General features: G+C 69.9%; 12 protein-coding genes, 1 tRNA gene and 1 pseudogene. 7 read left to right on the plus strand and 7 right to left on the minus strand.

Going from position 1 to position 14,045, the window contains the following annotated elements; translation table 11 throughout:
- Window positions 1-100: 100 nt before the first annotated feature.
- Window positions 101-997 (minus strand): non-homologous end-joining DNA ligase, encoded by an 897-nt coding sequence (ligD, locus tag ACZ7IB_RS05075; protein WP_470909252.1) that lies wholly within the window; start codon window positions 995-997, stop codon window positions 101-103.
- 61 nt (window positions 998-1,058) lie between these two features.
- Between ligD and ku the strand changes: the two genes are divergently transcribed.
- Entirely contained in the window at window positions 1,059-2,126 is a 1,068-nt protein-coding gene (gene ku, locus ACZ7IB_RS05080) for a non-homologous end joining protein Ku (protein WP_470909254.1), read from the plus strand.
- 98 nt (window positions 2,127-2,224) lie between these two features.
- Here the strand turns inward: ku and ACZ7IB_RS05085 are convergent, their stop codons facing one another.
- Window positions 2,225-4,174, minus strand: coding sequence for a S53 family peptidase (locus ACZ7IB_RS05085; protein WP_470909255.1), 1,950 nt, complete (start codon window positions 4,172-4,174; stop codon window positions 2,225-2,227).
- 273 nt (window positions 4,175-4,447) lie between these two features.
- Here ACZ7IB_RS05085 and ACZ7IB_RS05090 point away from each other — a divergent pair.
- Window positions 4,448-5,355 (plus strand): annotated as a pseudogene (locus ACZ7IB_RS05090) (serine hydroxymethyltransferase); the annotation flags it as partial.
- A 59-nt stretch (window positions 5,356-5,414) separates the two neighbouring features.
- On the opposite strand, the gene ACZ7IB_RS05095 reads toward ACZ7IB_RS05090, so the two are convergent.
- Window positions 5,415-5,909: a hypothetical protein gene (locus ACZ7IB_RS05095; protein ID WP_470909257.1), complete on the minus strand. Its 495-nt coding sequence runs from the start codon at window positions 5,907-5,909 to the stop codon at window positions 5,415-5,417.
- Window positions 5,910-6,036: 127 nt separating this feature from the next.
- Window positions 6,037-6,237 (minus strand): superinfection immunity protein, encoded by a 201-nt coding sequence (locus ACZ7IB_RS05100; RefSeq protein WP_470909259.1) that lies wholly within the window; start codon window positions 6,235-6,237, stop codon window positions 6,037-6,039.
- Window positions 6,238-6,449: 212 nt separating this feature from the next.
- Between ACZ7IB_RS05100 and ACZ7IB_RS05105 the strand changes: the two genes are divergently transcribed.
- The gene (locus ACZ7IB_RS05105; RefSeq protein ID WP_327272909.1) at window positions 6,450-6,827 is read left to right on the plus strand and encodes a hypothetical protein; all 378 of its coding nucleotides are present in this window, start codon (window positions 6,450-6,452) and stop codon (window positions 6,825-6,827) included.
- A gap of 96 nt (window positions 6,828-6,923) precedes the next feature.
- On the opposite strand, the gene ACZ7IB_RS05110 is transcribed toward ACZ7IB_RS05105, so the two are convergent.
- The 3 genes from ACZ7IB_RS05110 to ACZ7IB_RS05120 form a co-directional block, all read right to left on the minus strand.
- Window positions 6,924-8,507 (minus strand): SWIM zinc finger family protein, encoded by a 1,584-nt coding sequence (locus tag ACZ7IB_RS05110; RefSeq protein ID WP_470909529.1) that lies wholly within the window; start codon window positions 8,505-8,507, stop codon window positions 6,924-6,926.
- Between the two features lie 311 nt (window positions 8,508-8,818).
- Window positions 8,819-9,235 carry a type II toxin-antitoxin system VapC family toxin gene (locus ACZ7IB_RS05115; RefSeq protein WP_470909261.1) on the minus strand — a complete coding sequence of 139 codons (417 nt, stop codon included), beginning with the start codon at window positions 9,233-9,235 and terminating at the stop codon, window positions 8,819-8,821.
- 163 nt (window positions 9,236-9,398) lie between these two features.
- Window positions 9,399-9,470 (minus strand) — tRNA-Arg (locus ACZ7IB_RS05120).
- Window positions 9,471-9,709: 239 nt separating this feature from the next.
- Here ACZ7IB_RS05120 and ACZ7IB_RS05125 point away from each other — a divergent pair.
- The 4 genes from ACZ7IB_RS05125 (at window position 9,710) to ACZ7IB_RS05140 (ending at window position 14,043) form a co-directional block, all read left to right on the plus strand.
- Window positions 9,710-10,123: a response regulator gene (locus tag ACZ7IB_RS05125; protein WP_470909263.1), complete on the plus strand. Its 414-nt coding sequence runs from the start codon at window positions 9,710-9,712 to the stop codon at window positions 10,121-10,123.
- A 55-nt stretch (window positions 10,124-10,178) separates the two neighbouring features.
- On the plus strand, window positions 10,179-11,174 hold the full coding sequence (gene nrtL, locus ACZ7IB_RS05130) for an ArgS-related anticodon-binding protein NrtL (protein ID WP_470909265.1): 996 nt from the start codon (window positions 10,179-10,181) through the stop codon (window positions 11,172-11,174).
- 26 nt (window positions 11,175-11,200) lie between these two features.
- Entirely contained in the window at window positions 11,201-12,592 is a 1,392-nt protein-coding gene (gene lysA, locus ACZ7IB_RS05135; RefSeq protein ID WP_383959686.1) for a diaminopimelate decarboxylase, read from the plus strand.
- Between the two features lie 95 nt (window positions 12,593-12,687).
- Window positions 12,688-14,043: a homoserine dehydrogenase gene (locus ACZ7IB_RS05140; protein ID WP_470909267.1), complete on the plus strand. Its 1,356-nt coding sequence runs from the start codon at window positions 12,688-12,690 to the stop codon at window positions 14,041-14,043.
- The last annotated feature ends 2 nt before the right edge of the window (window positions 14,044-14,045 follow it).

Consider the following 14,045-nt stretch of genomic DNA (forward strand, 5'->3'; position numbering starts at 1 on the left):
TGCGCTCCGGGGCGAATTCCGGACGCGTCGATCGACCGATGAGGGCAGCCCGTCCGGCGATCGAGGACAGGACGGCGGCCATCCCGACCCGGCCCCGCCCCTACCGCGCGGCCGGCAGTCGCCCTGCCCGGTTCGGATCGATGAGCGGCCCCAGCAGATCCCCGTACCGCTCCAGCCGCGCCCCCATGTCACCGGCCAGAAAGACCAGCTTCCCCGGCGCCCGGCACTCCTCGATCTCCGCCCAGGTGACGGGCGCCGAGACAGTCGGTTCGGGCCGGGCGCGCAGCGTATAGGGCGTGGCGGTCGTCTTCGCCGCCGCGTTCTGGCTGAAGTCGACGAACACCTTTCCCGGCCGCAACGCCCGCGTCATCCGGTGCACGACCAGCTCCGCAAGCTCCTGCTCCGCCTCGACGGCCAGCCCTCTCGCGTACGCCGACACCCGATCGGCGGGGGTGGGCTCCAGCGGTACGAGCAGATGCAGCCCCTTCGACCCCGAGGTCTTCCCGTACGCGAGCAACCCGTCCGCCGCCAGCCGCTCGCGCAGCCACAGTGCCACCGTGCAGCACTCCACCACGGTCGCGGGCGCACCGGGGTCCAGGTCGAACACCATCCGGTCGGCGATCCCGGGCGCGTCGGCCTGCCACTGCGGAGTGTGGAATTCCACCACCAGATTGGCCGCCCACATCAGCGAGGCCAGATCCTGCACGACCACCTGTCTGGCCTGCTTGTCCTCACCGTGCGGCACGGCGGTGGTCCGTACCCAGGACGGCGTACCCGGCGGCGGATTCTTGGTGAAGAAGCGCTGCCCGTCCGGCCCGTCCGGATAGCGCAGGAAGGACACGGGCCGGTTGTACAGATGCGCGAGCAGGGCACCCGCCGCGGTGGCCGCGTAGTAGTGGAGCACCTCGCCCTTGGTGGTTCCGGTGGCCGGATACAGCACCTTGTCGAGATTGCTGAGCGCCAGCCGCCGCCCCTCCACCTCTGTGATCGGCGTCATACGATAAGAATCACACGTTTCCCGGATCTATAGGTATCTATATGAACACAAGGGGTGAACAGTGCGGTCCATTTGGAACGGCGCCATCGCCTTCGGGTTGGTCAGCATCCCGATCAAGCTGGTCAACGCCACCGAGAACCATTCGGTCTCCTTCCGTCAGATCCACCTCGCCGACGGTGGCCGGATCCGGTACCGGAAGGTCTGCGAGATCGACGAGCAGGAGGTCACCGCCGCCGACATCGGCAAGGCGTACGAGGACGCCGACGGCTCGGTGATCCCGATCACCGACGAGGACCTCAGCTCCCTCCCGCTCCCCACCGCCAAAACGATCGAGATCGTCGCCTTCGTGCCGGCCGCCTCTATCGACCCGCTCCAGATGGACGCGGCGTACTACCTCTCCGCCGACGGAGTCCCGGCGGCCAAGCCGTACACCCTGCTGCGTGAGGCGCTGAAGCGGAGCCAGAAGGTCGCCGTGGCGAAATACGCGCTGCGCGGCCGCGAACGGCTCGGCATGCTGCGGGTGGTCGACGATGTGATCGCCATGCACGGCCTGCTCTGGCCGGACGAGATCCGCAGCCCCGAGGGCGTCGCCCCACAGGCCGAGGTCACGGTCCGCGATGCCGAACTCGATCTGGCAGACGCGCTGATGGCCACCCTCGGTGAGGTCGACATGGACTCGCTCCACGACGACTACCGCGAGGCGGTCGAGGAACTCATCGCGGCGAAGGCGGACGGCCGGACCCTGGAGCCGGCGGAGGCGGACGCCTCGGGCAGCGGCAAGGTCATCGACCTGATCGCAGCGCTGGAGAACAGTGTCCGGGCCGCGAAGGAGGCCCGTGGCGAGGAGCCGGAGACCGCCGGGGAATCGGCAGGCGCGCCAGTCGCCAAGGTCACCTCGCTCACCGGCCGCAAGAAGTCGGGCGGAACCGGAGCGAAGAAGAAGGCCACGGCGTCAACCAAGAAGACGGCCACGAAGAAGTCGACGCCGAGCAGGGCACCCGCCAAGAAGACCGCCGCGCGGTCGACGGCGAAGTCGTCCGCCAAGACGACGGCGAAGAAGACCACCGCGAAGTCGGACACGAAGTCGACGACGAAGAAGGCGGCCCCTCGCAAGCGCGCCTCGGCCTGAGATACGGGTGCGCGGCACGAACCCGGGCCCACGCACGACCGACGGCCGCCCCGGAGCGGGGGCCCCGGGACGGCCGTCGACGTATACCAACCGCTACGTCAGTGCCGGCGGTACGAGTTCACGTATCCGGCCGCCGGAGTCCCGACACCCGTCACGTCGTCGTACCCCTTCACTGCCTTGAGCGAGGCGTCCTTGCCGAGGCTCCGTACCGACGTCAGCACGCCGTCCGCCGCGTCGACGCTGTTGGCGAAGTCGACCCTGGCCACCGCGAGGTCGCGGTTCGGGCCCAGCGGGTGGTCGGTGACGTCGTGGTACGCCTTCGAGCCGTACCGGGCGTAGATCGCCGGGTTGGCGAAACCGATCGGCAGGCCGTGCCGGGCCTGCTGCGCGAGCGCCTGGACACCGGCGATGACCGGCGCGGCCAGTGACGTACCACCGATGCGGTACTCGTCGTAGCCGAGCGATCCGTCGGGCAGCGTCTGGGTCTGGCCGACCAGGAAGCCGGTGTTCGGGTCGGCGACGGCCGCGATGTCCGGGGCCGTGCGCATCCGCGTCTTCCCGTTCGCCCGCGCGAGCGAGTCCGGGACGACTCCGCGCTGGTAGAACGGCTGCTTCACGGACGAGCTGGTGCCGCCGCCCGCGCCGGAGGTGTACGCGCCCGGGAAGCCGGTCCAGGTCTTGCCGTCGTCGGCGAGGCTCGCCTTCAGCGTGCCCCAGCCGGTCTCCCACTGGTACGTGTCGTTCTTGCCGACGGCCAGCGCGGTGCCGCCGACCGAGGTCACCCAGGCGGAGTTGGACGGGACGTCGATCTGCTTCGTACCCGTGGACGCGACGTTGTCGCCGTCGTCGCCGGACGAGAAGTAGAAGCCGATGCCCTCGATCGCGCCCATCTTGAAGACCTGGTCGTACGCGGCCGCGACGTCCGGGGTCTCATTGGCCTCGATGTCGCCCCAGGAGTTGGAGACGATGTCCGCGAGCCGGTGGTCGACGACCTTGTTCAGCGAGTCCAGCAGATCGGCGTCGTAGCAGGAGGCGCCACCCACGTACACGATGTCGGCGGCGGGCGCGACCGCGTGCACGGCCTCGACGTCGAGGGTCTCCTCGCCGTACCAGCCGGAGGCCCCGCACTCCTCGGTCTTCGTGTAGTCGGCCGGCAGCACCTGGCTGAGCTGCCCACGGCGGTACGGGGCGTCACCATTGCGCCTGGCGTACTCGGCGGCGTCCTTCGCGATGGTCGGCGAGGCGTACGCGTCGGTGATCGCGACGGTGACGCCCTTGCCGGTCCAGTCGCCCGCCCCGTAGGCGGCGCGCAGCTGCTTTCCGGTGTAGCCCTTGACCGCGTACGGCACCTTGGACCCGTAGGCGCTCGGCAGCGTCGACGCGGTCTTCGAGCCGTAGTACGAGGAGAAGGGGCCGGAGTTGCGGAACACCGCGTCCGGCGGCGGCAGCGTCTCGTCGTGGCTCGACTTGTGCGGCGCGTTGTCCAGGCCGGAGACGGCGAGAACGGCATCGCTCAGCCCGGCGGGCACGGAGGCGGTGGAGGCCGGGGCCCGGTAGGTCCGGCTGCCCTTGCGGTAGTTGCGCAGCTGGGTGCCGAACGCCTTCTCGGCGGCGGCGACATCACCGGTGGCCGAGACGTAGTGCCGGTTGGCGCCGGTGACGGTCAGCCCGTTCGACTTCAGCCACCGGCCGACCTGGTCGATCTGCTGCTGAGTGGCCCCGAACCGGGCCTGCGCCTGCTCGGCACTCAGGTACTTCCCGTACGAAGCGGACTGCGGGTTGGACACGGCGGCGGCGTAGGCGGCCAGCCCCTTCGCGTCCCGTCCGGCCAGATGGACCCGGACGCTGACCTTGTTGCTGTCGGACGTGGCCCCCCGGTCGGCCTTGGCGGTCGCCCAGACAGGCTTGGTGCCCTGCAGCGCGTTCCGCCCGCTCGGTGCGGAGTCCGCGCTGGCGTTCGGTATCCCGAGGGCGAGCGCACCGGCAAGCAGCGGCAGCGTCGCTGCCATGCTCAGCGCGGCGCGACTTCTCGCGCGGCTGGTTCTCATGTAACCCCCTGCGATGTGGTTCTTCGCGTGTGGAGCATGCGCCGGATGATGTGCACATGTAATGCGCCACTCTGGCGAGGGACGCCTCATGCAGGGGGCATGCATTCACCAAGAATCGACCAAGTGGCCGTGGTGATGGGGTAGTTCACGGAGAATCTGCGGAAATGCGCCCTCAGGTGTTCGAAGCCGAGTCCGTCGGGCCGGTGCCGAGCGAGGTCGAACTGGTCACATACGTGCAGCCGGTGTACCGATATCCGGGCTGGATCTTCGAACTCGTTGCCGATGGGCGGTCACCTCACGCACGGCTGGGGCGTCTCGGCCACCGGCGCCTGGTTCCGCGGGGTGCAGTACGGCGTACGCCGCGACACCAGCCGCAGCGACCTGGACGAGGTACGCGACCTGGCCCTCGCCGAGCGTCCCGGGCTGATCTTCTGCGGCGGAACGGCCGTGCCCAGGACGATCGACTTCGCGGGCTTCGCCGAGATCGCCGAGAGGTCGGCGCGGTCCTGGTCGCCGATGTCGCCCACATCGCCGGCCTGATCGCAGGAGGCGCACACCCCTCGCCCGCTCCGTACGCCGACGTGGTCTCCACCACCACCCACAAGACCCTGCGAGGCCCGCGCGGCGCGATGCTGCTGAGCAGGGCGGAACACGCACGCGCCATCGACCGCGCCGTCTTCCCCGGCCTCCAGGGCGGCCCCCACAACCAGACGACGGCAGCGATCGCGGTCGCCCTGAAAGAAGCCGCCCGCCCCGACTTCAGCGCCTACGCCCACCAGGTGGTCGCCAACGCCCGGGCCCTGGGTGAGGAGTTGGCCTCCCGCGACTTCGACCTGGTCTCCGGCGGCACGGACAACCACCTCCTGCTGATCGACCTGACCTCCCGCGGCGTCCCGGGCAAGATCGCGGCGAAGGCCCTGGGCCGAGCCGGAATCGTCGTCAACCACAACACCGTCCCCTACGAACCCCGCAAGCCCTTCGACCCCTCCGGCATCCGCATCGGCACCCCGGCCCTGACCTCCCGTTCCATCCCGGCCTCGGAGATGGGAACGGTCGCGGAATGGATCACCCGCGTGGTCGAGGCGGCCCGCACGGGCGACGAGTCGGCCGTCGCGAAGGTGCGCGCGGAGGTGAAGGACCTGATGGACGGGTATCCGGCACCGGGGTTGCCGGTGAGCTGACGCGGGGGCCGGAAGGGCTGCCGGGCTCCCCGACGTTGTCGTCACCGCCGCAGGTGCCGCTAAGCCGCCTCTTGCCCGACAGATCCGATGGCTCGGTCTTCGACGGGCTGAGCCGACGCTGAGGAGAGCGATCCCGGATTCACTCGTTCCTGCGGCCCGAGGACGACGGAGGACAGGGCGGTGACGGCGATGAACAGCGTCAGGGGCCCGAGCGGCATCACGACGTCCGGCCGGTCGCTGAGCTGATCGATGTAATGGCCGACGGTGAAGAACCAGCCGACGGTGCCGACGGCCACGATCAGATACACGCGACGCTCCCGCAGCAGTCGCATGCCCGCCCACAGCACGGCGGGCATGGCCAGCATCGTGTTGACGACCGCCGCCGAGAACGCGGTGCCCCCGGAACCCCCGAGATCACCGCCCACGTTCGTCGCCGCCTGCTGCCACTGGGACAGCGACAGGCCGTCGGACAGCAACAGATGGGACAGGGCGGCGGCGATCACGGTCACGACCAGCGCCTTACCGATCCGTGAAGCTAAATGCGCCATATGCATGGCGTCACGATAGGGCGCGTACGAATCCGGGCCGGAGCGGGGCCCCAAGATGTCTCCCCCGGACACCCCCGACTTCACCGGCCGGCTGAGCTGCCGAGGCCCGCCATCCGGCTCGCGAGCACGGACATCACGCGGCGGCGGACACCCTGGGCTTGCGCAGCGCCAGATAGAGGGCCAGAACCCAGCCCACCAGAGTCGCGCCGAAGACAACATTGATGACCAGGACCAACCACCGGTCCCCGCTGCTCCGGTTGAAGGCGATCAGCGACGGCAGCAGGTAGAACGCTGTGCCGATCACAACGACTATCACGGTCAACACCGAGTCCATGAGGTTCCTTTGATCGAAGTACCGGGGCCGGTCACCGTACAAGGCCGAGGTGCCCTGCAGCCGCGTCCCCTGTACGAGAGCACGCTTGGCCCCTTGCGGTTCCCCGGACCGACCCCGGACCGACCCCGGACCGACCCCGGACCGGCGGAGGCACGAAGGCACGAAAGACCGACCGGCCGCCGGTCGCAGTGGACCGCGCCTATGCTCACTGGATGGAGCAGAGCGAAGTGGTGAAGCGTGTCGTGGGAATCCTCACGGAGGCGGGCGAGATCCGCCGGCTCCTCGAAGAGAACGTGGACCGCGAAGATGTGGAGACCGATCCGAGCGTGGTGACCGCGCTCCTGAACGAGACGATGCCCCGGATCACGATCCCCGAGGACGCCTCGATCGAAGAGGTCGCGGTCCTTGTCGGCCGGGAGGTCGGCGGCGCGGTGGAGCAGCTGGTCGGCGCGTTCACCCTGGCCTTCGCGATGCTGGCCCAGGTGCACGACTCCGGGCAGACGGACGTGACCTCCGCCGACGTACTGCAGGACCTGGCGCTGCGAGCGGAGCAGATCGGTTCCGGCGGTTCGGAGGACATGGACCCGTAGACCGCACGGCCCGAGCCGACCGGCAGTCGTTCGTCCGTCGCATCAGACTGAGGTATGCCGTCCTCCGTGTCCACAGGTGTTCGTGCGGCTGAGGGATCACAAGCCGTGCTGGTCGAGCAGCCGCATGAGATTCCGCTTGCGTCGCTGGGCGGCTCGCAGGGCAGCGACGTACGACTTGAACTCGTCCTCGGTGCCCAGGCGGCGGTGGCAGTCGCGGCTGCTCAACAGCAGGCTGGTCAGCTGCTCGTAGATCGCGTTGCCGGTCTGCTTCGTGAGAGGTTCGGCCAGGCGCAGGTAGACGCGGAGCGCGTCGGAGGGACGAGCGGCGCGTGTCTGGTCGGCGAGGGCGAGCCACTGCCGGTCGTGGGCGCCGGTCTCGGCCGCGGCCTGCCAGGCGGTGGCGATGTCTTCGTCGTCGAGCAGGGCGTCGATCAGGACAGGCCCGCCGTACCAGGACTGCTGCCGCTGTTGCGCATCGGCCCGCAGCAGCGCGAGAGCTCGCTCACGCTCCGCCTGCCAACAGCCGACCGCCTGCGCGGCCGCACGCAGCTGCTGGTATGCGGCCAGGGAACGGCGGGCGGCGAGGGTGTCGCGGCGCAGGGCGACGACGTCGGAGAGCCGATCCGCGCGGGTGTAACGGTCGCAGAGGTAGTCCACCAAGGCGATGTCGGGGGCAACGGGGCCGGACGCTTCCTCGATGCCGCGCTCCGCCCACCGGAGGGACTCGTCGGGACGGCCCGCGGTGTCCAGTTCGCGGGCGATGACCAGGTGGGTGCTGCCGTCAGGTGCGAGGTCTGCCGCGTGAACGGCGACCACGGTGTCCACATCATTGCCCGCCCTGGCCAGCCGCTCCAGCAGGTACTTCTCCGCCCACCCCGTGCGGTTGCCGCGCCACGCCTCGACAGCCAACTGCCGTACGGTGACCATGCCTTGCTCTCCGAGGACATCCGCGTAGTCGAGCGGGTCGATGTCCGTCAGGTCGTCCAGGTCACTGAGCACATGCCGGACGAGCCACCGCCCGGTCTCGTCCGGGTCCGGCCGAGCCGTACGGCACGCGTCGAGATGGGCTTCGGCGAGAGCGGCCCCGACTTCGCTCAGCTGCCCGTCGGAGTCGTCGATGCCGTCCTGCACCTCGCTCAGCAGCCGCATCGCCTCCCGCGACAGGTGGATCGCGTCCTCGGCCCGCCCGGTGGAGGTCAGCGCGGTGATCGCGGACACCGCCTGCGCGGCTTGTTCGCCATACGCGCGGGCATCGGCGTACTCGACGTATCCGTACTGCGCGAAGGGGGTGATATCGAGGAGTTCACGGATCCGGGTACGGACCTCGGCCAGGTCGCCGCGGGCGCTCGCCGCCCGCAGTTCCAGGCGGCGGCGTACCTGCCGGTCCTCGGCGATCTGTTCCCGGACAAGGGCGAGGAGTTCGTCCCTGGAGAGTCCGGCCAGCCACACGTCCAGCTTCTGCCCACGACTCCGGGCTCGGCTGCGCTGCCGCGGCAGCTCAGCCGCCTCGCCGAGCGCGGTCAGGCCGAGTGCGACCAGGTGCTTGCAGAAGTTGCCTTCCACGCCGTACGGGCAGTCGCACTCCCCACCCAGCCTGCCGGGTCCGCCGAGGGACAACTCCACCGCGTACGCGTCCGTCCCATGAACCGTGGCCGTGATCCAGCCGTCGCCCACTTCCATGGCGGTCACCGCATCCACGTATCCCTGGCCTCGCTCGAAGGAGCGCGGACCGGCCAGCGCGCGCAGATCGGTCTCGTCGAATCCCGTGTTCCGTGTCACACGGTCATTCAACCGGAGGGCGGGAGTATCGCTCTGCGGCATCCAGGAATCCCGGTGGTGTTGCCGGTAGAGGTCGGCCTCTTCGCTGGTGGGTGCGCTGAGGCGCTCCGGGGAGGGTGACGCCTCTGTGGCCCATCGGTCTCGGTGGATGTGAGCACAGCAACTGGCAGAGGGCCGACATGTAGCCACACCATGTCGTGGAGAGCGCCGGGTCAGACCTTGATGACGGTGATGCGTCCGCCGCACAGAGCGGTGAGGTCCTCCGGGCCGGATGTGAGCACCGTGACCGACCCCGGGGCGGCGAGCGCGGTAGCGCCGAGCATGGCGTCGATGGCGTACTTGTGGCCGCGCGGACCGGCGTCGGCCAGGAGGGCGGCGGCGTGACGGGCGATCGGCTCGGTGACCGGTTCGACGACGAGGCGCGAAAGGGTCCACTCCAGGGCCGGCCGATTGATCCGGGGATGGACCACCCCCACGAGGGTGGCCGCAGACGTGATCACCCGCAGATCGTCTGCGCGGGCGAGGGCGAGCCATGCGGTAACCGTGCGGTCCCGCAGGACGGCCTTGGCCAGTCCTTCGCTGTCAAGGACGAGAGTGCCGCCCGGAGCGGCGGCGGGGGAACGGGTCACGCGGCGTTCGTCCCGCCCAGTCCGATGCTCCAAGATCCTGTCCACAGCTCGTCCACGGACCTCGGCATACGGCCGCTCCGGGCGGCATACGTCTGCGCATACGCGAAGACCCCGGCTTCAGCGTTTCCGCTGATGACGGGGTCTTTAGGCACTTCAAACGAAGTGCCCCCGGCAGGATTCGAACCTGCGCACACGGCTCCGGAGGCCGATGCTCTATCCCCTGAGCTACGGGGGCGTATCGCTGCGTTACGCGGCGACGGGGGAAACACTACCAGCTTCCGCAGGGTGTCCGTGAACAGGTATTTCCGCGCTGTCGGAGGCGGCGGCACGGGCCGCGCAGAGGGGCCGTAGAGGTGGTCCCGGGTACATTCGGCCACCCCCTGCGCCACTCGTCCGGGGTCGGAAATGGGCAAAACCCGGACGCAGCCCCTACACCCCGCCTACTCTCGGAGTGTGTCAGGGGCGTGTGGCCGCGTGCTTGTTGTCGACGACAACGAGGTCATCCGGCAGTTGATCAGGGTCAATCTTGAGCTTGAGGGCTTCGAGGTCGTGACCGCGGCCGATGGTGTCGAGTGTCTGGATCTGGTGCATCGGGTCTGCCCCGATGTGATCACGCTCGATGTCGTCATGCCCCGGCTGGACGGTCTGCAGACCGCCACCAGATTGCGCTCCGATCCGCGGACCAGACATCTGCCCGTGGCGGTCATCAGTGCGTGTACGCCTTACGAGGTGGACAGCGGGGTCGCCGCAGGCGTCGATGCGTTCCTGGCGAAGCCCTTCGAGCCGAGCGAGCTGGTGCGGCTCGTACGGCAGTTGATGGACAGGGCGGACCCGTCGTCGGTCGACGGCAGACACGGTGCCGGGAGGGCGGAGAGCGCCGCAGGGTGACCGCATGGCGAAACCGGGTCGCGGGGCGCCCCCCTTCCTCCCATACGCTTGTCCTGTGACCCCCGCCGATCTCTCCAGGACCGTGCTGCACGCCGTACGCCGCGCGGTCGACGAGGACGCCTTGCGTGCGCCCGTGCCCGCGCGCGTGCGGGTGGAGCGGACACGGCCGGGCGGGCGTGGGGACTACGCCACTGCCGTCGCCCTCCAGCTGGCCGGGCCCGCCGCGCTGCCGGCCAGGGATGTGGCCGAGATTCTTCGGGAGCGGGTGCAGGGGGCGCCGGGGATCAGTGGTGTCGAGGTCACCGGGCCCGGGTTCCTGAACTTCACCCTGGGCGGTGACGACGGCCTGGCCGCCCTTGTCGGCGCCATCGAGGCGAGCGGTACCGAGTACGGCCACGGGGACGCCCTCGCCGGTGTATCCGCCTCGTTCGTACCCGTCGAGGAGCTGCGCGCCCGTGTCGTCACCGAGACCGTCGAGCGGCTGCTCCGGTCTCAGGGGGCGGAAGTCGGGGCGCGGGCGGCCGGCGGGGAGGCGCTGCATGTGGTGCCCGCGCCCGCCGCGGACCGCGATCTCTTCGCGCGGCTCGGGAGCGACGCCGCGCGCTGGGCACTGCTGCGGGCCGCCCCGCACGACCGGGCCCGGTGCACAGGGAGCGATGAGCTCCTCGTGCAGCAGGAAAGCAATCCGTTGTTCCGGGTGCGGTATGCGTACGCCCGGACCCGGGCCTTGAGCCGGAACGCTCAGCAGCTCGGGTTCTGTGGCGCCTACGAGGAGAGTGTGGACGCGCCCGTGCTCGGTGCACTCCTCGCCGACCATCCCGGTGTGCTCGCCGCCGCCGCCCGCCACCGTCAGCCCGACCGGCTCGCCCGGCAGCTGGAAGCGGTCGCGCAGGCCTTCTTCGACTTCCACGACGGTGCCGCCCCGCTCCCCGTCGGTGACGAGAAACCCTCGGCCGCCCATCGCTCCCGGCTCGCCCTCGCCGAAGCCGCCGGGACGGTGCTGGCAGGCGGCCTGTCCCTGCTCGGCATCAGCGCGCCCGAAGTCCTCTGAGAGACCCGAGAGAGCAGAGCAACACGATGAGCCGATCCGCACACCCCGCCGGGCCCCGTCACGCCGATGTCATGACGGAGGGGCACTACACGGCCCCGCCTGCCGATCTCAACGTCCTGGACGAGAAGGTCTGGGCCCGTACCGTCGCCCGCAACGAGGACGGTGCGGTCACCGTCGGCGGAATCGAAGTGACGCGACTGGCCGAGGAGTTCGGCACCCCCGCCTACTTCCTCGACGAGAGCGACTTCCGGGCCCGCTGCCGGGCCTGGGCCGACGCCTTCGGACGGGACGCCGATGTGTTCTACGCCGGGAAGGCGTTCCTGTCGCGGGCGATCGTGCGCTGGCTCAAGGAAGAGGGGCTCAACCTCGACGTCTGCTCCGGGGGAGAGCTGACCTGCGCACTGGACGCCGGGATGCCCGCCGAGCGCATCGCCTTCCACGGCAACAACAAGACCGTCGCGGAGATCGAGCGGGCGGTCACCGTCGGCGTCGGGCGGATCGTGCTCGACTCCTTCCAGGAAATCGCCCGGGTCGCGCACATCGCGCAGCGGCTCGGCAAGCGGCAGCGCGTACAGATCCGGGTGACCGTCGGCGTCGAGGCGCACACCCACGAGTTCATCGCCACCGCACACGAGGACCAGAAGTTCGGGATCGCGCTGGCCGGGGGACAGGCCGCCGAGGCGGTGCGCCGGGCGCTCACCCTCGACGGGCTCGAACTCATCGGCATCCACTCGCACATCGGCTCGCAGATCTTCGACATGGCCGGCTTCGAGGTCTCCGCCCGGCGCGTGGTGCAGCTGCTCGCCGAGGTGCGCGACGAGCACGGCATCGAGCTGCCCGAGATCGACCTGGGCGGCGGGCTGGGCATCGCCTACACCTCCGAGGACGACCCGCGCGAGCCGCACGAGATCGCCAAGGCGCTCGGCGACATCGTCACCCGTGAGTGCGAGGCGGCCGGGCTCGCCACCCCGCGGATCTCCGTCGAGCCGGGGCGTGCCATCGTCGGCCCCACCGCGTTCACGCTGTACGAGGTCGGCACCATCAAGCCCCTGGAGGGGCTGCGTACGTACGTCAGCGTCGACGGCGGCATGTCGGACAACATCCGCACCGCGCTGTACGACGCCGAGTACAGCGTCGCGCTCGTCTCGCGCACCTCCGACGCCGAGCCGATGCTCGTGCGCGTCGTCGGCAAGCACTGCGAGAGCGGCGACATCGTGGTCAAGGACGCGTTCCTGCCGTCCGACCTGGCGCCCGGCGATCTGATCGCCGTGCCCGCCACCGGTGCGTACTGCCGCTCCATGGCGAGCAACTACAACCATGCCCTGCGCCCGCCCGTCGTCGCCGTGCGCGACGGGGAGGCGCGGGTGATCGTCCGGCGCGAGACGGAGGAAGATCTCCTGCGTCTCGATGTCGGCTGATGAAATAGATGTCTCAGGATCCGGACGAGTGACAGAAACTCCCGTCCGGTGAGTGAGACTGGTCCACACATCAGATGTAAAGGAAACGAGGTCGGATGATGCGTACGCGTCCGCTGAAGGTGGCGCTGCTGGGCTGTGGAGTGGTCGGCTCAGAGGTGGCGCGCATCATGACGACGCACGCCGACGACCTCGCCGCGCGCATCGGCGCGCCCATCGAGCTCGCCGGTGTCGCCGTGCGCCGGCCCTCCAAGGTGCGGGAGGGGATCGACCCCGCACTGATCACCACCGATGCGACAGCCCTGGTCAAACGGGGCGACATCGACGTCGTCATCGAGGTCATCGGCGGCATCGAGCCCGCCCGTACCCTCATCACCACCGCCTTCGAGCATGGCGCGAGCGTCGTCTCCGCCAACAAGGCGCTGCTTGCCGAGGACGGCGCCGCGCTGCATGCCGCCGCCGAGCAGTACGGCCGCGACCTCTACTACGAGGCCGCCGTGGCCGGCGCCATCCCGCTCGTACGGCCGCTGCGCGAGTCCCTCGCCGGTGACAAGGTCAACCGGGTCCTCGGCATCGTGAACGGCACCACCAACTTCATCCTCGACCGGATGGACACCAGCGGCGCCGGTTACTCCGAGGCGCTCGACGAGGCCACCGCCCTCGGATACGCCGAGGCCGACCCGACCGCCGACGTCGAGGGCTTCGACGCCGCCGCCAAGGCCGCGATCCTCGCCGGAATCGCCTTCCACACCCGGGTGAAGATCGGCGAGGTGCACCGCGAGGGCATCACCGAGGTCACCGCCGCCGACATCGCCTCGGCCCGCCGCATGGGCTGCACCGTCAAGCTCCTCGCCATCTGCGAGCGTGCCGCCGACGGACAGTCCGTCACCGCGCGCGTGCATCCGGCGATGATCCCGCTGAGCCACCCGCTGGCCTCTGTCCGTGAGGCGTACAACGCGGTCTTCGTCGAGGCCGAGGCGGCCGGGCAGCTCATGTTCTACGGTCCCGGCGCCGGTGGCTCGCCGACCGCCTCCGCGGTCCTCGGCGACCTCGTCGCGGTCTGCCGCAACAAACTCAGCGAGGCCACAGGCCCCGGCGAGTCCGCGTACACGCGCCTGCCGGTCAGCCCCATGGGTGACGTCGTCACGCGGTACCACATCAGCCTCGACGTGGCCGACAAGCCTGGCGTACTCGCCCAGGTCGCGACGGTCTTCGCCGAACAGGGCGTATCGATCGATACGGTACGCCAGCAAGGCCGAAATTCAGGCAGCGGCGACGAAGCCGCCATCGAGCAGGGTGGCGGCGGGCGACGGGCGGGCGGAGGCGGCGAGGCCTCCCTCGTCGTCGTCACCCACCGCGCGCCCGACGCCGCCCTCTCGGCGACCGTCGAAGCGCTGCGCAAGCTCGACACCGTGCGCGGTGTCGCCAGCATCATGCGTGTTGAAGGGGAGTAAGG

Source organism: Streptomyces sp. NPDC037301 (assembly GCF_055602785.1).

Coding starts and splice junctions, on each gene's coding strand:
- ACZ7IB_RS05140 (WP_470909267.1), top strand. CDS start 12,688: ATGATGCGTACGCGTCCGCTGAAGGTGGCGCTGCTGGGCTGTGGAGTG.
- lysA (WP_383959686.1), top strand. CDS start 11,201: ATGAGCCGATCCGCACACCCCGCCGGGCCCCGTCACGCCGATGTCATG.
- ligD (WP_470909252.1), bottom strand. CDS start 997: ATGACGCCGATCACAGAGGTGGAGGGGCGGCGGCTGGCGCTCAGCAAT.
- ACZ7IB_RS05110 (WP_470909529.1), bottom strand. CDS start 8,507: ATGGAAGTGGGCGACGGCTGGATCACGGCCACGGTTCATGGGACGGAC.
- ACZ7IB_RS05095 (WP_470909257.1), bottom strand. CDS start 5,909: ATGCATATGGCGCATTTAGCTTCACGGATCGGTAAGGCGCTGGTCGTG.
- ACZ7IB_RS05100 (WP_470909259.1), bottom strand. CDS start 6,237: ATGGACTCGGTGTTGACCGTGATAGTCGTTGTGATCGGCACAGCGTTC.
- ACZ7IB_RS05105 (WP_327272909.1), top strand. CDS start 6,450: ATGGAGCAGAGCGAAGTGGTGAAGCGTGTCGTGGGAATCCTCACGGAG.
- ACZ7IB_RS05085 (WP_470909255.1), bottom strand. CDS start 4,174: ATGAGAACCAGCCGCGCGAGAAGTCGCGCCGCGCTGAGCATGGCAGCG.